Genomic DNA, 19759 nt, shown 5'->3' with positions numbered 1-19759 from the left:
GAGCGGTTTGGTCAGCGGAAACTACCTCAGATCGATCTCCAAGCGACCATTCTTGTCATACTCCTTAACGTATGGGCGAATTTCCGAGACTTCCAACAGTGTGGCCACTCAGACGGCGCGCTAACCTTGACTGAGAGCTTTACTACCCGATTCCAGTCTCCTTCTTCAGCAGCGTGAGCGTATTGTCGGCTGTCACGATCGGTGAGTGTTCGTACTCCCCGGTCAATTCAACTTGGACGAGCAGATCGACTGCCCGCCAAATCGAGTACAGCAGACACGCAAACGCGAAGTAGAAGAACCGTAACCCGAAGTCCTTCGACGTCGTCGCAGCCATGAACCGTTTGATCGACCTGTAGCCGCTTTCGATCTCCCACCGATACCCGTACTCTGTGAGGTGCCCACTCCCGCAATTCGTCATGAACACCGAGTACTGTCGGTGGTCGTCGTACTCGGAGTCTTCTTTCCGGCGGTAAATCAGCGTCGTTTCGTGCCATTCGTTCTTCCCGAGGTGGAGCTTTCGGTCGGTCTCGTATCGGTCTTGGTCACGCCGGAGCAATCGCTTCGCCTGAGCCTTCTCGCTGGTCTGCATCCGCTTGGGAACGACATACGACAGGCCACGCTGGCTGAGCATCTCCAGGACGTGCTGACTGTCGAACTCCCGATCCATCAGCACGTTATCAACGTGTACCATCTCTTCAGCAGAATCCAAGAGGTCCTTGACAATTTCCAAGCGGGACTCCCCCTTCCGAACTGGCCGTGCGTCCAGTACAATCGGAACGGCATTCCCGACTAACTGGACGGTGGCCCACTGGTAGGCGTACTCCTCCGTGTTCTCCTTGGTGCCGATGATTTCGTCTTCGTGGCCCGTTCTATCGCCGGTGAACGGGTCAGCCTCGGTGATATCGATTGCGACGATCCCGGCTCGGAAGAACTCCCCTGTCTCCGCGACTTCGCTCAGGAGCCTATTGACCGCCTGTCGGTACATCTCGCGGATCTCCGCGATGGAGAGGTCACGAATGTGGTCGCGGTGGGCATGTCCGAGTGGTGTCCGCTCACGAGTCGACTCGTAGGTGAAACTACGAGCGCCCTCGTTCGCAGCCAGTCTCTCACGGAGTCCGAGATAGGTCTGCAAGCCCCAGTAGGCGTTCTCGTGAATTTCACAGCCGTCCCCACGGTCCAATGAAAACGCCGGGAACACGATGCGGCTGACGTGGTCAGTGATCTTCTCTGCCTGCTCCAACGTAGTTTGCTCATCCGAGTCTGACTCACCAGACTCGTTCTCGTGGTATCGGAGCTTTCGTGCCGGCTCACGCGGAACCGCGACACCTGCATTCTGTGCTTTGATGAGGATCGTTCGAGCCGCTGTCTCGACAGTCTCTCGGAGGTCAGCGGAGAACCGCTCGTGCCAGCTTCGCCACAGTGTTGACTGCTCTGGGATCGTCTCGAACCCCAGTTGCTCACAGAGTACAGGACGGTTCTCTAGGTAGTCGACGAGAGCTGTTTCGTACTCCCATCCGTGGAGTTCTTTCAGTACGAACACCCGAAAGAGCGTAGACATCTCGTATCGTGTGGGCCCGGTGTAGCGATCCTCGGCGTCAAAGATGACATAGGCCAACGGGAGCGAGCAGACGAATTGCTCGACGGAGGTATGATCATCGTGTCTGAACCACGTTGCAGAGACGATACGAACGTCCGATTCCAGACCAGCAAGCGACGTCCGATCGTACAAGGGTGTCGAATCGTACGCCGGCCAATCAGTATGCGAACGTCTTGCGATCCGTCGGAAGACCACCCGACGAGACTCCGGGGTTGCCGTCATATTCACTACCTCAGTATCTCATATCGATGAGTTTCTCTGGAGCTATAGAGATAGAGATGTGTTGGCGGACCAGTCAGGCATACGTTTGATACGCGATAAAGAGCGCAATAGCGAGACATAAGACACCGAGTCCACGAATGAGCCACGTCCACTGGTCGGAGAGCGAGTCGTGCTTGTCTGTGCCGTAGTCACTACGACGTCGACGGTTCGGGCCAACGAATACGGACAGTCGGAGTGCTGTTTGTGGGGCGACAATCAACACAATGCCGAGTAGGACGCCGAGAACGACTGCGAGGAGTTCGCGGACCCCGGGCATCTACGAGCGGAGCCGCTGGATACGCTTCTCCATGGGCGGGTGCGTGGAGACGATTTGTTGGAGGAAGCCACGGTCAGAGCTGGAGATACAGAGTGCGCTCACCTGCTGATCAACGTTCGCGTCGCGGGAGCGCTGACTCCCTCGCCCGCGGCCACGCCGATTAGCCGACCCACGGCCGCGCTGGGCACGTCCAGCCGACTGTTGGGCCTGCTGGTTGCCCTGATGAATTTTCTCAAGCGCGCGAGCGAGTGGTTCGCCCTGCCCGATGACATCCCTGGCGTCGGCGTCGGCGACGTATTCACGGTACCGGGAAATCGCGAGCACGAAGATCATCACGACGAACTGGACGATGTTCCCGACGACGACCGCGAGGAAGAAATCTGCGAGGTCGTTCTCGCCAGTGAACAACACGATGTACTGCGCAACGATAGCGACAATGGATGCGATGCCTTGACCGAGTTGCATCGTGATGACGTCGCGATTGTCAATGTGGGCGAGTTCGTGGGCGATGACGCCTTCGAGCTCGCTTCGGTCAAGCAGTTGAATGAGTTCCTGAGAGATGACCACGGTTCCGTTTCCGCGGCGACCGACCGCGAACGCATTCGGAACGCCCATACTGGCGATTTTCAACGACGGTTTCTTCATCTCCTTCTCTCGACAGACGCGCTCAACGAACTGATGAATCTCTGCGTATTGGGTCTCAGGCAGGTCTTCGGCCCCGACGCTCCGTAACGCGGCCCACTTGCCGACTTTATACTGGATTCCGATCAAGAGGATGCTGCCGACGATGGCAATCGGGAGGATGCCCTCGCCGAACGCGACCATCGCTGCGGCGACGGCCACGAGGTAGAACCCCGCGAGAAGTGCACCGACGACGGCCATCCGTATTTTGAGTCCAAAATGTCGCATGTGAGTTATGTTGTAGAGGTGGTCTCGGGAGTATACTCAGTTTCGGGGCTGGCTGGTCCATCAACCCGATTCAGTCTCCGGGTGACGATTGTTCGATCGAGTCCGGCCGTCAATCCTGTATCGGGTCTGCTGTTCGCGGTGAGTCTATGCATGTATGTATGTGATTAGTCAATCGCGTTACGTTCACGGTCAGCGAGGCTGACCGAGAGTTGCCCGTCGCTGTGGACCGAGACGACACACTCGGAGAGAACGAACTTGACCACTCCAGTCGATGGCGTCGACGGTCCGTCAGCTCCGCCGAACAGCTGACTGAGCGCGAACGCATGCGCCCGATCATAGCGGGAGGCGACTGCTGAACGGGCATCGCCGGTAACGGTCGATACGGCGTCGGTGACGGCCTCGTAGAGGGGTGTCTCATTGCCCCAGCGAGCCAGGTAGCGGCCGTGCCACGATGCTGTCAATTCGTCAGCGGGCCGAGATTCATCGGTCATTGTGTATTCGGGCGCTTCGGGTCGCGCCACGGCCCTAACTGAACGTTCGGTAAGTATCAATCTTTCCCCTCATCTCACGTTAGAGTAGACCGCCTCGAACCAGGCAATATCCTCAGCCATAATTTGCCTATCTGCCGAATATACGGCTCAAAACTAGTACACTCAGATATGTAGTGTGTATCTTATCATGCCTCTGGCAATGGCCTTCTCAGGTTAGACGAAGGGTTTAACACCTACCGAACGTTTAGTCAGTAGTATGGGACGAGTCTCACTCAGAAACAATCCACTACTCGCTGCGCTTCTGGGGATAGTGGTCACCGGACTTGGCCACTTCTACCTCCGGCGCTGGCTGAGAGCGCTTGGATGGCTAGGACTCATCGTTGCTGCTTCAGTTCTGTTCGTCCCCGAGTCAACGATATCCGCGCTTAGTTCGGGTACGCTAACCGATCCATTCTCGACTCTCCCGATAGTTCTGATCAGTGCCGCCAGCGCCGTTGACGCGTATCTCATCGCGAAGGTTAGAAGACGAACCGATAGATTCCAGGCAAACAATACTGTCGGGCCAACAGGGGCTGATGAATCTCCAGCCTGTCCTGCCTGCGGAAAGCCGGTCGACCCCGATCTCGGATTCTGCCACTGGTGTACGACCGAATTCAACGTCGTCGACGTCACCAAACTGGAACCACTCGACGAGAACCAATCAAACTGACAATGGCTTCTGATTCACCCGAAAAGCACTGGAGCACCGCCGAAGAAGAGATTATGGAAGCCACCTATCGAGCACTACTTAACCACGGTTACGCCGACCTGTCGATCTCCCGAATCGCCGACGAACTCGACAAATCGAAGGCTGCTATCTACTACCACTACGACACGAAAGACGACCTTCTGGTCGCGTTTCTTGAGTTCGCCGTCGATAGATTCGAAGAGACGATCGATACAGAGACAGGTAATGAGCCGGCAGCGGATCTCGAGCACGTCATTGAGAAGCTCCTCCCGCTTCAGCCCGACGAGGAACAACGGCAGCTCCAAGCGGTACTAGTTGGCCTCCGGTCACAGGCCGTGACGAACGGGGTATTTCGCGAGCAGTTCACACAGATCGACGAACGGCTGGCAGCCACCATTCGGGGCATTGTTGACCACGGTATTGAGGAAGACACGTTCCGTGATGTCGACCCGTCGCGGGTTGCGGAGCATATCCTAGCGACGGTCAACGGCGCGATGTACGGTCGCGCGACGACAGACCGCAAAAGCGCCGCCGCGGCAGCACGCGTCTCGCTGGCCTCGTATATTGACTCGGAACTGAGGCGTACTGCGTGAGCACGCGCGATGTCAACGTCACCGACGGTGAGCTGCTGAAGCCGCTGGTGATACTCTCGCTTCCGATCGTCCTCTCCCAGATGCTTCAGGTCGGCTACAACCTCGCCGACACGTTCTGGGTCGGCCGACTGGGGCAGGAGGCCGTCTCGGCACTCTCGTACTCGTGGCCGCTCGTCTTTTTGATGATCTCCGTAGCCGGTGGGTTCACTGTCGCCGGAACGGTCCTCGTCGCCCAGAACAAGGGCGCAGGGAACGACGACCGTGTCGACTATGCTGCTGGCCAGACCATCGCGTTCGTCGCCGTCGTCGCGGCCGTCTTCTCCGTCCTCGGGTACGTGCTTACCCCATCACTCGTTTCCCTCGTCGGGGCGACGCCCGGGACGGTTGAGTACGCGCTCTCCGTCGAGTACACCCGCACAATCTTCCTCGGCGTCGTCTTCATGTTCGGATTCTTCATCTTTCAGGCACTGCTTCGAGGGTGGGGCGACACCCGAACCCCGCTGTACCTGATGGCCCTCGGCGTCGCGCTCAACGTCATCCTCGACCCGTTCCTAATCCTCGGGTTCGACCAGAACGTTCTCCTGAGTGGACTCGGGCTCGACGGACTCCAGTCGTGGCTGTACGCGACGACGGGGTTCGAGGGGTTCGGCGTGCAGGGTGCGGCCATCGCGACCGTGTTTTCACGAGGGGTCGGTGCGATTCTCGGGATGTATTGGCTCGTTTCTGGAAAAGTGGGTATCCACCTCTCGCTGTCGGATTTCAAGCTCGACCCGACGATGGTGAAGCGGATCGTCTCGCTGGGTGCGCCCTCAAGCGTCGAGCAGTCGACGCGGGCGCTAGGGATTACGGTCCTCACCGCACTCGTCGCCTTCGCTGGCGACGACGCCGTCGCCGCACTCGGTATCGGCAACCGTCTCAACTCGCTGGTGTTCCTCCCGGCGCTGGGACTGGCCCGGGGCACGGAGACAGTCGTCGGGCAAAACCTCGGGACAGACCAGGCCGAGCGGGCGAAGCGTGCAGTCGGGTACAGCAGCGGTATCGTCGCCGTCGTCCTCGCGCTGGCCGGAGCGGTCGCGTATCTGTTCGCCGAACCCATCACGGCCGTCTTCATTCCGGGAGCGCCCGACGTCATCGCCATCGGGGGCGACTACCTCCGGATCATCGGGCCGACGTTCCTGTTCATCGGCGTCTTCCAGGTCGTTCAAGGGGCGTTCCGCGGCAGTGGATCAACCCGGACGGCGATGGTGTTCGCGATCCTGTCGTTGTGGGTGTTCCGGCTCCCGCCAGCGTACGTCTTCATGGAATGGCTCGGCATGGGCGCGACCGGCGTCTGGTACGCCATCGCGCTCTCGAACGTGCTGGCGATGCTCGCAACCGTACTGTGGTTCCTTCGTGGAACATGGGCTGAAAGCGTTATCGGCGAGGCGCGTGAGTCCGTGCCGACAGGTGATGACTGAGTGGGTCCACCGAATCATGACCACACACCCTATCAAGCAAATAATTTCATGAACACGGGAGACGATACAGACCTCGAGGATGTGCTTGGCGGATACGCCGAGCGGATTTCCGGCGCATTGGATACTTGCTCGATTGGGTCACCAGCGTACCTGTACGAAGCCGCACAGCATCCGATCCGTGCGGGCGGGAAGCGACTTCGGCCGACGATGCTCCTCCTCGTTGCAGAGGCTTTGGGTGCTGACGAGGAAGCACGAGACGGAATACTACCAGCGGCGCTTGCCGTCGAATTGGTTCATACACTGTCGCTCATCCACGACGATGTCATCGACGAGGACGTGTTACGCCGGGGCGAACCGGCCATTCATGCGAAGTGGGACACGTCAACCGCCATCCTCGCGGGAGATGTCCTCTTCCCGAGAGCGTTCGAGACACTTCTCAAGACAGACGTCTCCGCCGATGAAATCCTGGTCTGTCACCGGACGCTTCTACGGGCGTGTAGACAGCTGTGTGAGGGACAGGCACTTGACCTCTCGTTCGAGCACTGTGACTCGGTGACCGAGACCGAGTACCTCGAGATGGCCCGACTGAAGACGGGGGCACTCTTTGCAGCTTCGGCTCGTATGGGCGCGGTGCTCGCTGGGCACGATGATCGCACTGCCGACCGTGCGGCCGCATATGGTCGAAATCTGGGCGTCGCGTACCAGCTCTATGACGACGTACTCGACCTCACTGGCGAGACCGAGACACTCGGAAAGACACGTGGCAGTGACGTGCGCCAAGGGAAAGCAACACTCATCACGATTCACGCGCGACGGCACGGCGTCGACGTGTCCGTTCTAGCGAATGCTTCTGATACGTCCGACGAACAACTCATCTCGGAGCTCGAATCCAGCGGGAGCATCGCGTACGGCCAGAAGCGAGCCACCGAATACGCACGAACAGCCAAAGAGTTTCTCGCTCCGTTCCCGAAAACGACGGCCACGAATCACCTCCGAGGGCTCGCTGAGTTGGTTGTCAATAGAATCCAATAGATGCGGTTGCAATACCCTGCCAGCTGTCGGCTACCGGTTTCCCCAGGCTGTTATCGAGTGTTCATCATAGGCGAGCTGGGACGATCAAAACATTCTAGCGTGTCAGACGGCCCGGACACGATTCGGTGTTGACGAGTTTGTCGTGCAGGTGAACGATCCGGAGAACCGAGACGCCTTCGAGGACTTCGGGGTTCGGACGGTTTTACCGATTTTGGCGACAGCATCCACGATGGACAACATACTGTTACGCCCCGGGCTGTTCTCATGGCTGTCCGAGTTCGGTGACGGAGGGGACGTGAGCGACGTGACCGTGGACGCTCCGGTGGTCGTTGAAACCACTATCGCGGCGCTCGATTTGCCCGAGGGCTGTATCATTGGACTCGTCGAGCAGGACGGCGAGCGGTTCGTTCCGACGCCGGATACCGTTCTCGAGCGTGGAGATATGGTGACACTCCTCGGTCGTGCGGACACGATTGCCGAGGCACGAACTCGACTCGAAGGGAATCGGTAATCGAGGGAGGGACGCTGCTCCCGCTCACTCGGATCGATCTGGCGATGATGTCGGCGGGTATGAATCCGCCTCAGGTTGGCCGCTCAGCTCGTCGTCAACGACTCGAAAGCCACCGGTTTCTGTTCGCCCCGTGAGTTCACGTTGCGGGAACGGGATCTTGATTCCCTCCCGTCGGAACGCGGCCTTGACATTGTGGATGACTACTTGCGTGGCTCGCCATTTCCGTTGTGGAGTCGGTTTGTCGACCCAGAATCGCAGTTCGAGTATCACGGCCGAATTGTCGAATCGAACCGGGAGTACCTGCGGGGCGGGCTGACTCATGATCTCATCGAGTTCCGTGATTGCCTCCAGAGCGACAGCTTCGGCATGGTCGGGATCAACGTCGTAATCGATCCCGACTTCGACCCGGAGCCGAAGTTTTCCTTCGATACTGCGATTGATGATCGTTCGATTGTTCACGGCTTCGTTCGGGAGCACAACGTGTTCGCCGTCGAGATTACGGAGTCGGACGTTGTTGATGGTGATTTCGGTGATGAATCCCTCGTGATCGCCGATTCGGACCCAGTCCCCGATGGCGAACGGGCGCGAGAGCATGAGAATAAACCCTGCGAGAATCGATCCGAGCGTCTCCTGGGCCGCAAACCCCAGCACGATACCCAGGACGCCGGCTCCTAGCAGAAGATCGCTTAGCTGGACACCCCACAGTGAGAACGTTCCGAATACGGCGAAAACGTAGATCACGACTTGAGTGACGTAGTAGCTGACCCGACGCTGGTGGTCGGACGTGACGCGGTGGTTCGAGCTGCCACTGCCGAGGAGGAACCGCTTCAGGATACGGGTGACGGTGTACGCGGCGACGAACAGGAGTATCGTAAGTAGGAGGCGGACACCAGCCTCAATACCGAATTCAAGCACACCAACGACCGAGAGTGCGGTCCGAGCCGCATTCCATCGGAGCACCAAGACGACGGCGGCGACGCTTGCCACAACCAGGAGGAGTCCCGCCCGGACGACTTCGGCGTTCTCCGTTCGAAGTCGGGTTCTCAGGCGTTTTCCCAGGAACCAGATCACAGCACCGACGATGACTGCTGCAGCGACTACTGCCACCGTTTCGGTGAATTCCGTGCTAGATTGGAGAGGGACAAGGAAGGACGAGAGCATAGACACAAGCGTTGGCACGTCTCCTATGATAATATACGGGGTGTAACATCCTCTCCCCGCCTGAAAGCGGAGGAATCCTCAGGCTGTGTGAATAGCTACCAAGATTTTTTATATGCCAATCACGAAGCTTTATTCAGAAGGTGGTATGTATGAGCAAACCGTCCTCGGTCAGTCAGGAGGCAAGACCAGCTAGCAATCAGCTATCCACCCCTTCACGGATTGAGCACTTTGTATGTGCACTCGCCGGATTGGGATCTGTTGTAGTCCTGATCCTCATTTTCACACCCCTCCTATTCAGAACGGTAGAACCGTTCGGGGTGCTCTCAACTACAGTTCTTGTGGTGGGCCTGACCGCCCTCTGGATATTGGTTTGGATATCAGTTGAGTCACTGTGGGAGTGGCGTGCTGGTCGTCTTTTCAGATAGCCCCCGTGGTTACATTTTCCTCTTTGATTGTCGGTGGTGATCGCTCTTTTTGTAAACATTAGACAACCTCCGTGACGGTGTCTCGCTGGGTTCAAGCAGATCTAGCCGACAATTCAGATGTCGTCTTGGTTTCTCATGGCGATTGCGTCATGATGTTTTTCGTATTGTCTTCTGGGCGATAAATGAGCCAACCACGATTGTAGGTTAACGAGCGAAAGTCAGCACTCCAATATCAACATACCTTTTCCATACCGTTGTAATCATTAGCTGAATGAATTACGACGCAAGACTACGGCGACGAATTCTCTTCGGAATAGGAGGGGTAGGATTGCTAATTGCTGTCGTTTTTGTCTTAATTCAGTTTCAGGCGACGCTCGTGTTCACGGTTTTTCTCTACTATGCAAGCCGCCCAATTTATCGAAAGCTCGATAACTTTTCGCTTCCATCGCGACTCCAAGGCCGTTACCTTCCCTATCGCCGTCAGGTGCTTGCAGTGACTACGATTGCTGTTTTCCTACTGCCGTTTCTCTTCTTGCTCACCTATACCCTTGTGCTAGTGGTACCCGAGATCCAGCGCTTCGTCGGCGGGAACGGTCCTGGTGCAGCATATCTCTCTGCACTGCAGTCGGCACAAGGGAGTGGACTTCCGGCACCACTTGTAGGGTTAGAGATCAGTGACATACTAGCAATGAGTCCTGAGGAGGTTGCAGCGATTCTCAACAATCCCGCAGTTCAAACATGGGCAGAACGAATGGTGACTACGCTGATTGATTCAGTAGGCCTCATCGCAAACGCAGCACTCCATGGATTCATTCTTCTGGCCGGAACGTATTATTTACTCACCGATGGTTCGCAGCTCGTAGGCTGGTTCCTCGACAATTTTGATGAGTCAGGTGTTGTCAAATCATACGCAGTAGCTGTTGACGATGAACTGTCTTCTATTCTCTTCGGTAATATCCTGAACGCATTTGTGACGGGAATTATCGGGATTCTTGTCTTTTCTGGATATAATCTTGTTGCACCCGAAGCAGTAAAAGTTCCATTTGCGCCCCTAGTCGGTGCACTCACAGGAGCAGGAAGTTTAATTCCAGTTGTCGGGATGAAAATCGTGTATCTCCCCGTCGGAGCGATTCTCGCGGTTGCAGCCGTCGCCAGTGGTCAGCCAAGCGCGTTTGGCTTCGTGATTCTGTTTCTCCTTTTAGCGTTCGTAGTCGTCGATACGATTCCTGACTTTCTAATCCGCCCGTATGTGAGCGGCAACCGGACACATGTGGGCCTACTGATGTTTGCCTATATTCTCGGACCGATCGCGTTCGGGTTCTACGGGATTTTTCTTGGCCCAATACTGCTTGTCCTCCTCGCAGAGTTCTTTAGAACTATTGCATCGTACGTGCTCACCGGCAGACAGCCACATGAACAATCAAGTCTCTCGGACTACTGAATAGCCCGCTAATAGCAATGTTTGTCTCCATATCTGTGAACAGAAGCCGAGACGCATCTTACCGACCAACACCTAGAGACATCGAATACTACCTAGACAAAGCGGTCATTTGGATACAGACGGAAACACATAGTTAGCTACGAACCAACCTTCTGAGCATCCATGTACACAATCGCTGACCTGCCCATCGAAAACACCCTCCAGACCGTCGAATATGACCTCGGGCTCGAATCGGCGCTCCGTCGGATGTTCGAGAACAGCTACACCCAGATCGGTGTCGAACGTGACAGCGAGCTCGTCGGGATTGTCACCTACAGGTCCGTGGTCCGGACCCTCCTTGCATTCCAGCGGCTGGATGTCGGGCACAAAACGCTCGATAAGATCTCGGTCGGAGCGGCCGTCGAAGATGCACACACCATCAGTGAAGACGAGAACCTTCTCGCCGTATTCGATTCACTCGCAGAGTACACGTACATTGTGGTCGATCGAGACGACGAGTGGCAGATTCTGACCGACTACGACCTCCTGACGCGACTGAAACAGATGCTCGAGCCGTTTCTGTTGATCGAGTCTATCGAAATGCAGTTGCGCGAGATTTTCACGCGAGTGTTCGGAGATTCACTGTCGGAGCAGTTGGCCGAAACCTTCGACGAGGAACACCCACTGCCGACGCCAACGTCAATCGAGCACTGCAGTTACGCACACTATGCCCAATTCATCTCGATCCACTGGGCAGAATTTGAATCACTCTTCGATGATCAACAGGACGTAATTCGCGAGCTAGTCCTTGAAATCGGGGATATGCGAAATCAGCTCTTCCACTTTCGAGTCGACGACCCAGAAGCATTTGACCGAGACCTGCTTCGCTTCGGTCAGTCGTACTTCTCCTCAGTGTAACTGCTGAATTCGTGCGCGGGGGGCCTGAGTATCATACGGTTTGACGGCAAATCGAACAACTAGCCTGGGCTTTATGCATTGAGAGAGCCAGTCTCAACTATTGTCTTGCTTTGGTAGTCCCCAGAGTTTCGGAGGCTGGCCTAGTTTTCGCTAATATCTCCGCCAGCTTGTGCTTCTACTCGGTGTTTCACCAGTAGATTGGACTCTTTTGGCCGCAACTATCGAAAGAGTATGATAGTAGCTAGTTTCTGGCGGTGCTGACCAGTGTTGCCACTCCAAGAGAGTGGACCCAGCGGGGTTCAGTCCATTAGTCAGGGGGAATCAGCACCGAGACGACGATCTCAATGCATTCACCAGCAGTCAACACAGGTGCATAGTCCATCCGCCCATCCACGTCAGCTTTCAGCAGGAAGTCGGTGAGTCGCCAGATGTTGTACAGCAGTACAGCGAACACGAAGTAGAACAGCCGAACCCTGTAATCCTTCGAGGAGGTCTTCGCGAGGAAATCGTGCTTGATGCTTTTGTACTCGTTCTCGATCTGCCAGCGGCGACTGTATCGGCGACAGACCGTCTCTGCTTCATCTGGGCCCACCCTGAGGTTCGTCGCGAAGGCAGCTGTGCCATCGCCTTTCGTCGAGGGTACGTACAGGAACCGCATCTGGTGGTTTCCAGCTTCGACGTGGACGGAAGCAGTCTCAACAGCGACCGCTTCGCCATCTGTTTCCATCGTTTGGATGATGTCCCGCTCGGTGCTGTTGATCCGTTTCGGGATGAGGTAGTTCACGCCGAGGTTTGAGAGCGTCTGATAGACCTGTTGAGAGTCGAACTCGCGGGCACAAAGTACAGTCTCGATGGGGACGTGTTCCTGGGCTCGCTTCACCAGGCTTCGGACGACACGATGGATCTTATTCGGCGGATTCCTATCCCATTCCGAGCTCTCCCGAATCGGCTCCACACCCAGGACCAATGGGATGTTCTGCCCGATGATCGACAACGTCGCGAATTTGAACGCCCTGACGTCAGTGTTTTTCGTGCCGCTGATTATCGACATGCCCTCGACGTCGCCGTAGTACGGGATAGTCGTGATATCAATCGCGGCCGTCACAGGCCGGCGGAACGACGCTTCAGACTCAATGACCGAGAGCAGCCGGTCGGTCGCCGCATCGAACCCCTGTATCAGCGCTTCCGGCTCGAACTGTTTGACCGCTCTGAGATGCGTATCACCGTGTGGTCCACTGTCCGGGCGGTGTCGGTACTGGAAGCGGTTGGCGCCTTAGGGCGTGCCACAGCCAACCATACCCATGAACGTTTGTAGCTCGAAGAACTGTGAGTCTGCGTAGGAAGCGTTCTCTGCTCGCCCAGAGTCAAAATCGTCGAAGCCGTGGTCACGGGCTAATCGCGTCGTCCGATAGATTTGCTCGTCAGAGAACGACTTGCTCGCCTCGCTATCAGTGACATCATCGGAGTCCCGTCGCTGATCAACTACCTCCGCTTTTGGTCGGGCTTCCGGGACACCCAGGTCGAGGTCATGGATCTCCTTGATGACGTAGTGCGCCCCCGTCGTGATGAACTCACGGACTCTGGCATCGAAGCGCTGGCGCCACGCTTTGGAGAGGACCGACTCGTCCGGGATCCGCGTCAGTCCGAACGAATCCGCCAACTCTGGGTATTCTGCCAGCTTACGGTAGCTGTGGCCTGTGATCTCCCGATAGTAGAAGAGCTTGAGGATGCCCTCGAACGAGTACGGTGGTCGGGATAGTAATCCTGAAGAGTTTCGAATGGAACATCAACCCTCCGTATTGCCTCACTGAGAGTGATTCCACCATCAAGGTCGTTGCGTAGACCAATGCCGACCATATACGCATGAGTCCTTCGGCTATTGCTTTCCATCAATGAGGGTATCAATCAGAGTCGTAGAACTAGATGCCTTTCGTCAAACAAGCGTAGCTTTTGCACTCGCTATCGCCAAGAGAGACCCCGAGAAACCGTTGGCGGCGCAAGCGGACTCGCCGGGAGATCACCGCTCGGATCAGGGTCGTTGTATGCCTTCGGAGCTACGTCGTTCGGTGCGTTGGGATAGAATAACGAAGCAACCGCGTGGATGTGCTCGCGTCCGACACCGAGCTCGAACTGTCCTCCTCCAAACATATGGATGTCATGCTCTCGGCAGTAATCGATTGTGTCGAAGAGCGACTGAACCGAACCAAACCGGGACGGCTTGATGTTGAGCCATTCCGGCTGCCAAGGGAGCTCTTCGACCGTCTCGACTCCGCGAATAGGGTAATCCCACGTCACACGAGCTTCCTCACCTTCGAACAGTGGTCGCGTCTCCTCGTTCAATTCTGGATCTTCGATGAGCGCCTCGGGAAAGCCTTCAATGATTCGTTCGTACAGTTCCGGGTCGGCCGGCTGATCGACCGTCGTCCCGTGGTACTGTCCTTTGAGGTCGAGTGTTTGGACGGCGTCGGTCGCCGCGAGTCGCTCGACGACCTCTGTAGTCCACTCCGATGTCGGGTCGAGTTTGAACTCCAGCTCTGGATTGCGGTCGAGCCAATCGAGCACGACATCGCCGGTCGGTGGCTCATCCAGACGTGTACTTACGACGAATCGAACGGGGTCGTACGTGTGGCCGAGGCGGTCGGCGAGGTTCGTATCGACCTGTTTCAATGCGAGGTCAAGCGCGGCGCTCTCGAACGCCCACTGTCGGTAGTTACGAAAAATCGACTGGTTTGGTTCAGTGCCATGAAAGAGGTCGATCTCGGAGACGTGCCTCGAGAATTCGTCGAGGGTGTACTCCCCCGTTATCGGAAAGTCCCCTGCGGAACCGTCGAGGGCTTCGTGTGCGTCGTTGTCGTACGTGACGTCCTCGCCACGCCCGGTTTCGCCGTCGCCGTGTAACGAGACGATGGTCGTCGCGCGGGTGAAACCACTGGTCGTGTCCCGCTCGCGCCATTCGAGCTCGTAGTCCTCCACTTCAAGTTCCAGGTCGGAGACGTGATCGTACAACATCGTGAGCCCTCCTTCAGTCCCAGGCCATTAATAGGTGAGAGAGACAATCGCAGCACCTGGTAACACTCCTGTCATCGACTCCGAGGTGCAGGGCTACCGAAGAGTGACTTCTTGAACTCAAGGGGAATTCGGTCGACCAACCACCAGCGGACGCGTCGATTCCATCCGGTGAGACTTGGGGCGCTGGCATCTGTCCTGGCCGCCAGCATGGGATGGTTGTCGGAGAGTTGGCATCGTTGTCACCTGGTGGTGTTCCTGTCCGCAAGCACTTATTCCGGTTCGTGAACGGATTTAGATTGCGTCCCATGGAAAACATAACTGCTACTCCGAGTGATCAGTTGCTCACGCCCCAGAACTGTGCGATTACGCTCATCGACCACCAGCCCGAGATGGTACTCGGCGTCAACACCATCGGGACCGGAGAACTCCGGAACAACGTCGCTGGGTTGGCAAAGACCATCGACGCGTACGACGTGCCGGCCGTTCTCACGAGCATAGGCAGGGAGTACAACGGTCCGCTCTTCGAGGAGATTACGGAGACGTTGCCGGACGAGGAGGTGATCGACCGAACGACAATGAACTCGTGGGAGGACGAGGCGTTCGTCGAAGCCATCGAAGCCACCGGCCGTGACCGATTGGTCATCGCTGGTCTCTGGACTGAAGTCTGTGTCTGTTTCGCTGCACTCTCGGCGCTGGACGCGGGATACGACGTCTACGTCGTTGCCGATGCATCTGGCGGACAAACGACCGCGGATCACGAGCGTGCGATGGAGCGCATGATCGAAGCCGGTGTGACTCCAGTAACGTGGTCGCAGGTCCTCTACGAACTGCAACGAGACTGGGCGACTGAGGGTGCCGAACGAGCGCACCAGATCGCGAAAGATCACGGTGGTGATTTCGGGATGGCCGTCGAGTTCGCGGACTTCCTCTCCGAGTAGGACTACTTGGGCAGGTTCAGGGGACCTTGATGTAGTGGTATCCGTCTTCCTGACGCCGCGTGAGTTCTCCGACAGACGTGGGGGCCGTCTCGACGACGTCGAGGATGTCATCTCGCGTCAGTCCAGCGGCCTGCATCGATTTCTTGCAGGCGACGAACTGGACAGCCCCCTCGGATAGTTCGGCGATTTCCTCGGCGTAGTCGGAATCAAATCGAACGAGTTCGATACCAGATGCGTTGGCGACGACGGCGACGGCGTCCATCTCGACGGATTCGTCCTCAAAGATACCCCTTGCGTATCGGATTGCCGCGTCTTGAACGTCCTCAGCCCCATCGGCCACGTGAAAGACGGTCTTCATACCGATTCCATCGGACGGCGGTCGGTAAGTGTTTTCGCGTCGTCGATTCAGCTCCCTCGAACCGATTGGCGAAATTCAGACCGGGCCGTCTCGAAGCCGGAGAGACCGACAAACAGAACCATCAGCGAAAACAGCGACGTGAGCGCGGAGACACGCATCGAGAGCGGAATTGTCAGACAGGCACCGGCTGCAACGACGAATCGAGGAACGCTGATCGTTCCGGTATCGCGGAGTCGAAAGAGGTTGTGTCCGATCAAGTACAGTGCCCCGCCGCCACCGAGCGCCACGGCTGGAATGGTCCCGAGCGGTTCTCCGACGTGTGCGAGCGTCTGCTCTATCCCGAGCGCGGTAAAGATTATCCCAGCGACCATCGGGAGGTGGAGATAACTGTAGGAGTCCCGTGCCAGGACCGCTCGCTCCGAATCGGTCGCCGAAACGAGTCGCCGCTCGGCAGCGAGCACGACGTAGTCGAAGTAGAGCCACCAGAGAGCGAATACGAGCAGGATACCGGAGAGAGCGGCGACGATAACGTTCGGAGTGAGCGCGAGACCACCGGCGTTGACGCCGACGCCGATTGCTACGATGGACTCGCCGAGTGCGATGATGAGAATCAGGCGGTAGCGTTCGACGAAGTGGCTCGCCTGGATGGAGAAACCGGACACACCTCGGACCAACGGGACGCCGTAGTCGACTGCGAGCGCGAGGACCCACAGCAATGCTTGCATGGATCCATCGAGAAACCCTGCCGGGACGAGGAGTATCGGTCCAAGTAAAAATCCTGGAGCGAGCCGCAAAATCGCATCCCGTGTCTCTGGGTCGGTCGCAAGCGCGTACAGGAGGACGTGTAACATCCGGACGACGAAGTACGCGAGGCCGAAGAGCACTCCATCGTCACCGAAAGCGTCGGGAACGGCGAGTGCGACGATAAGCATGGCCGCCATCGCCGCGAGAAGCACGATTCGTGCCGGGAGTGCCTCCTCTGCGGGAATGGCGTTTGTCAACCAGGAGTAAGTGACCCACGCCCACCACAATACGGCGAGCAAGCCGACACCACGAACGACGCCGATCCACGTGAGATGGTTGGCGAGAAAACTACTCACCTGCGTCATCGCGAAGACGAAGACGAGATCGAAGAACAACTCAAGCGGCGTAACCTCCTCCTCCTCCTCGTCTCCACCGATGTCTTCGAGGCTCGCCAACCGCGAGGGAGCTGACTTCATCTACAGTGTCGTTTCCGACAGTAGTGCTTCAAAACTCGGGAATCGATGCGCTCTTGGGAACCTAACCGGCTGGACGATGTTTATGTGGGGTCAGACCCGGACGCTGATTCGTCGGTCCACTCTTTGGTCCACTCCTCTATTTCGTTGAATACGGGGCAGAGGGATTCGCCTTTCGTGGTGAGACTATAGAATGCGGCCACGGGAGTGTCCTCTTCCAGACGGCGATTAACGTACCCCATCTCTCGAAGGTCGTCGAGGACTCGAGAGAGGGTTCGGCCCGACGCATCGGTCGAGCGTTTAAGCTCGTTGAATCGTTTCTCACCCTTATGGAGGTCGTAGAGTACGACCAGTCTCCACTCAGAGCCGAGTTCACTTAGCGAATCGATTACGTTACGTTCGTCTTCAGCGAGATTGCCCTCTGAATCTGACCGAGGTGCTGGCATGGTTGTCACCTAGTAGTGTCGTTGTCCGCGGCAGTTTATATTGATTCGGTTGGGATCCAGTAGTACAACGAAACGATGGCGAAGGTGCTGCCAACAGAAAGTAAAGACGGGAGTGATGCAGCGGATTCCGTTAGTCCTGTCGAACTGTTTTTCGACCTCGTGTTCGTATTTGCGTTCGTACAGGTTACAACATTTCTAGCGGCGGACATCACTTGGATGCGCGTGGGCCGCGCTATAGCCCTCCTTGCAGTACTGTGGTGGGGATGGGTCACCTACACGTGGCTGACGGATGCGCTATCGACTGAAGAGAGCGTCGCTGAACGGATAGTGATCTTTGCCGCAACTGCTGGGATGTTTATTGTCGCCCTTGCAGTTCCGACCGCCTTCCAGGAGGGTGCGCTGCTCTTTGCAGTCGCATATTTCGTCGTTCGAGTGTTGCACGTCGCACTGTATGCGACTGCGACGACACCCGAAACGCGAGATGCTATCCTCCGACTCGCCCCGGGCTTTTTGGGTGGACCATTGTTACTTGTGGTGGCCAGCTTTCTTGCTGGCCCGCTACAAGCTGCGGTCTGGGTCGTCGCGCTCGCGATCGATTATGGAGTCGCGTACGTCCGTGGTGTTGCTGGGTTCCAGATCCGCCCCGAGCATTTCGTCGATCGACATCGAGATATCGTCATTATCGCACTCGGCGAGTCAGTGTTGGCAATGGGCCTCGGGCTTGGGAACGACGTCCTCGAACTTCCCCCAGAATCGATTGTTGCTGCGTTCCTCGGAATCATACTTGCCGCCGGGCTCGCGTGGCTGTACTTCGATTACGTCACACTAGGGATGGAAGAGAATCTCGTCACAGCAGATCGTCACGAGCGTGCCAGAATGGCCCGGGATACCTACAGCTATTTGCACTTCCCGATCGTGACGGGTGTCATATTTGTCGCGTTCGGCCTCAAAAAGACAGTTGCCCATCCACAGGTCCCACTCGAAACGATTCCTGCAGTCGCATTATGTGGTGGCGGTGCACTCTATCTATTCGGTGACGTGGCCGCTCGGTTGCGCGATGTTGGCAGCATCAGCAGACCACGTCTGGTCGTTGCAATCTTCGCCTGTGCAATCATCCCTGTGGTACTGGAAGTGTCTTCACTTACTGCCTTGGCCGGAGTCATGGTTCTGTTCGTTGCACTCGCCGCTTATGAGACGCTGTACTCCGAGTATCGACACTCAGTACGTGGAACGTGAACGCCCACATCTTCTGAATCCGGTCGGTACTGGCATCGTTGTCACCAGGTGTTGTTTCTGTCCGAGAGCACTTACAGTGGTTCGAAAACAAATCTAATCACACAACGAACCATGGCTAACTCTCAATCGCCACCCACCGACCCGCCCGTGACCGATACTCCACCGGAGAGTGCATTCCACGTAACCGGGATGGATCACGTCTCGATCATAGGGAGCAACGTCGAGGACACCGTTGCGTTCTACCGGGACGTGCTCGGAATGTCCCTCGTCCTCAAACAGCCCAATCTCGACGCGCCGAACGTTACTCACCTGTTCTTCGATACGGGTGACGGACGCATTCTCACGTTCTTCGTCGAAGAGAGGCGGAAGACGAACACGGACCGTCTGCGAACACCGATTGGCGGTGTCCACCATATCGCGTTCAGGTACGAGCCCGAAAGACTGGAAGAGATCCGTGCCGGACTCGAAGAACACGGTCATCACTACAACGAGTTCGACCGTGGGATCTTCCACTCGCTGTATACGAGCGATCACAACGGCCTCGTCATCGAACTTGCGACCGACAAATTCGAGATTCCCGACGATCGGCGCGGCGAAGTGCTGGCCCTCGCACAGGAAAAACGACTCCAAGACGGTGCCGAGTACGCCAAAGCGGAACATCTCGAAGCCGCACTCATCGTACTCGACCTACCCATCGAACGGAAGAAACTCCCCAACGCGCAGTCTGGTGCTGGCGGATTCGACTAAGCCCGACCGACACCAGAAACACGGAGCGT

19 protein-coding genes and 1 pseudogene are annotated in these 19759 nt (G+C 57.0%); 10 read left to right on the top strand and 10 right to left on the bottom strand.

The annotated features are described in order from the left end of the window. Positions 1-142: 142 nt before the first annotated feature. From NMP98_RS01415 to NMP98_RS01405, 4 genes are all read right to left on the bottom strand, one after another. Complete coding sequence (locus tag NMP98_RS01415) at positions 143-1819, bottom strand: transposase (RefSeq protein WP_254859719.1); 1677 nt, start codon at positions 1817-1819, stop codon at positions 143-145. A 73-nt stretch (positions 1820-1892) separates the two neighbouring features. After that, on the bottom strand, positions 1893-2135 hold the full coding sequence (locus NMP98_RS19640) for a DUF6199 family natural product biosynthesis protein (protein ID WP_497007558.1): 243 nt from the start codon (positions 2133-2135) through the stop codon (positions 1893-1895). Further along, a complete protein-coding gene (locus NMP98_RS01410; protein ID WP_367997249.1) occupies positions 2136-3017 on the bottom strand; it encodes a M48 family metallopeptidase in 882 nt (293 codons plus the stop codon). A 191-nt stretch (positions 3018-3208) separates the two neighbouring features. Beyond that, on the bottom strand, positions 3209-3565 hold the full coding sequence (locus tag NMP98_RS01405) for a HalOD1 output domain-containing protein (RefSeq protein ID WP_254859717.1): 357 nt from the start codon (positions 3563-3565) through the stop codon (positions 3209-3211). 226 nt (positions 3566-3791) lie between these two features. On the opposite strand from NMP98_RS01405, the gene NMP98_RS01400 reads away from it, so the two are divergent. The 5 genes from NMP98_RS01400 to NMP98_RS01380 all read left to right on the top strand — a co-directional run bounded on the left by NMP98_RS01400 (position 3792) and on the right by NMP98_RS01380 (position 7855). Then, on the top strand, positions 3792-4244 hold the full coding sequence (locus tag NMP98_RS01400; RefSeq protein WP_254859715.1) for a zinc ribbon domain-containing protein: 453 nt from the start codon (positions 3792-3794) through the stop codon (positions 4242-4244). A 2-nt stretch (positions 4245-4246) separates the two neighbouring features. Beyond that, on the top strand, positions 4247-4855 hold the full coding sequence (locus NMP98_RS01395) for a TetR/AcrR family transcriptional regulator (RefSeq protein WP_254859713.1): 609 nt from the start codon (positions 4247-4249) through the stop codon (positions 4853-4855). After that, entirely contained in the window at positions 4852-6312 is a 1461-nt protein-coding gene (locus tag NMP98_RS01390; RefSeq protein WP_254859711.1) for an MATE family efflux transporter, read from the top strand. Before NMP98_RS01395 ends, NMP98_RS01390 begins: the two co-directional genes overlap by 4 nt. 48 nt (positions 6313-6360) lie before the next feature. After that, positions 6361-7344 carry a polyprenyl synthetase family protein gene (locus NMP98_RS01385; RefSeq protein ID WP_254859709.1) on the top strand — a complete coding sequence of 328 codons (984 nt, stop codon included), beginning with the start codon at positions 6361-6363 and terminating at the stop codon, positions 7342-7344. Positions 7345-7573: 229 nt separating this feature from the next. Continuing rightward, positions 7574-7855 (top strand): TrkA C-terminal domain-containing protein, encoded by a 282-nt coding sequence (locus NMP98_RS01380; RefSeq protein WP_254859707.1) that lies wholly within the window; start codon positions 7574-7576, stop codon positions 7853-7855. Between the two features lie 24 nt (positions 7856-7879). On the opposite strand, the gene NMP98_RS01375 is transcribed toward NMP98_RS01380, so the two are convergent. Further along, positions 7880-9016 carry a mechanosensitive ion channel family protein gene (locus tag NMP98_RS01375; protein ID WP_254859706.1) on the bottom strand — a complete coding sequence of 379 codons (1137 nt, stop codon included), beginning with the start codon at positions 9014-9016 and terminating at the stop codon, positions 7880-7882. 696 nt (positions 9017-9712) lie between these two features. Between NMP98_RS01375 and NMP98_RS01370 the strand changes: the two genes are divergently transcribed. Both NMP98_RS01370 and NMP98_RS01365 read left to right on the top strand, forming a co-directional pair. Further along, on the top strand, positions 9713-10882 hold the full coding sequence (locus tag NMP98_RS01370; protein WP_254859705.1) for an AI-2E family transporter: 1170 nt from the start codon (positions 9713-9715) through the stop codon (positions 10880-10882). Positions 10883-11044: 162 nt separating this feature from the next. Further along, positions 11045-11779 carry a CBS domain-containing protein gene (locus NMP98_RS01365; RefSeq protein ID WP_254859702.1) on the top strand — a complete coding sequence of 245 codons (735 nt, stop codon included), beginning with the start codon at positions 11045-11047 and terminating at the stop codon, positions 11777-11779. A 307-nt stretch (positions 11780-12086) separates the two neighbouring features. Here NMP98_RS01365 and NMP98_RS19515 read toward each other — a convergent pair. Beyond that, positions 12087-13669 (bottom strand): annotated as a pseudogene (locus NMP98_RS19515) (transposase). A 69-nt stretch (positions 13670-13738) separates the two neighbouring features. Next, positions 13739-14788 carry an enolase-like domain-containing protein gene (locus NMP98_RS01350; RefSeq protein ID WP_254859696.1) on the bottom strand — a complete coding sequence of 350 codons (1050 nt, stop codon included), beginning with the start codon at positions 14786-14788 and terminating at the stop codon, positions 13739-13741. A gap of 305 nt (positions 14789-15093) precedes the next feature. Between NMP98_RS01350 and NMP98_RS01345 the strand changes: the two genes are divergently transcribed. Then, positions 15094-15726: a hydrolase gene (locus tag NMP98_RS01345; protein ID WP_254859694.1), complete on the top strand. Its 633-nt coding sequence runs from the start codon at positions 15094-15096 to the stop codon at positions 15724-15726. Positions 15727-15742: 16 nt separating this feature from the next. Here NMP98_RS01345 and NMP98_RS01340 read toward each other — a convergent pair whose 3' ends face one another. The 3 genes from NMP98_RS01340 to NMP98_RS01330 all read right to left on the bottom strand — a co-directional run bounded on the left by NMP98_RS01340 (position 15743) and on the right by NMP98_RS01330 (position 17747). Further along, a complete protein-coding gene (locus NMP98_RS01340) occupies positions 15743-16084 on the bottom strand; it encodes a DsrE family protein (protein WP_254859693.1) in 342 nt (113 codons plus the stop codon). Between the two features lie 47 nt (positions 16085-16131). After that, entirely contained in the window at positions 16132-17304 is a 1173-nt protein-coding gene (locus NMP98_RS01335; RefSeq protein ID WP_254859691.1) for a low temperature requirement protein A, read from the bottom strand. A gap of 80 nt (positions 17305-17384) precedes the next feature. Continuing rightward, a complete protein-coding gene (locus tag NMP98_RS01330) occupies positions 17385-17747 on the bottom strand; it encodes a winged helix-turn-helix transcriptional regulator (RefSeq protein WP_254861348.1) in 363 nt (120 codons plus the stop codon). Between the two features lie 75 nt (positions 17748-17822). On the opposite strand from NMP98_RS01330, the gene NMP98_RS01325 reads away from it, so the two are divergent. After that, on the top strand, positions 17823-18983 hold the full coding sequence (locus NMP98_RS01325) for a low temperature requirement protein A (protein ID WP_254859688.1): 1161 nt from the start codon (positions 17823-17825) through the stop codon (positions 18981-18983). 111 nt (positions 18984-19094) lie between these two features. Next, positions 19095-19730, top strand: a complete 636-nt coding sequence (locus NMP98_RS01320; RefSeq protein ID WP_367997248.1) for a VOC family protein — start codon at positions 19095-19097, stop codon at positions 19728-19730. The last annotated feature ends 29 nt before the right edge of the window (positions 19731-19759 follow it).

It is taken from the genome of Natronomonas gomsonensis (assembly GCF_024300825.1).
Taxonomy (GTDB): Archaea; Halobacteriota; Halobacteria; order Halobacteriales; family Haloarculaceae; genus Natronomonas; species Natronomonas gomsonensis.
This window is presented reverse-complemented; position numbering and strand designations above follow the sequence as displayed.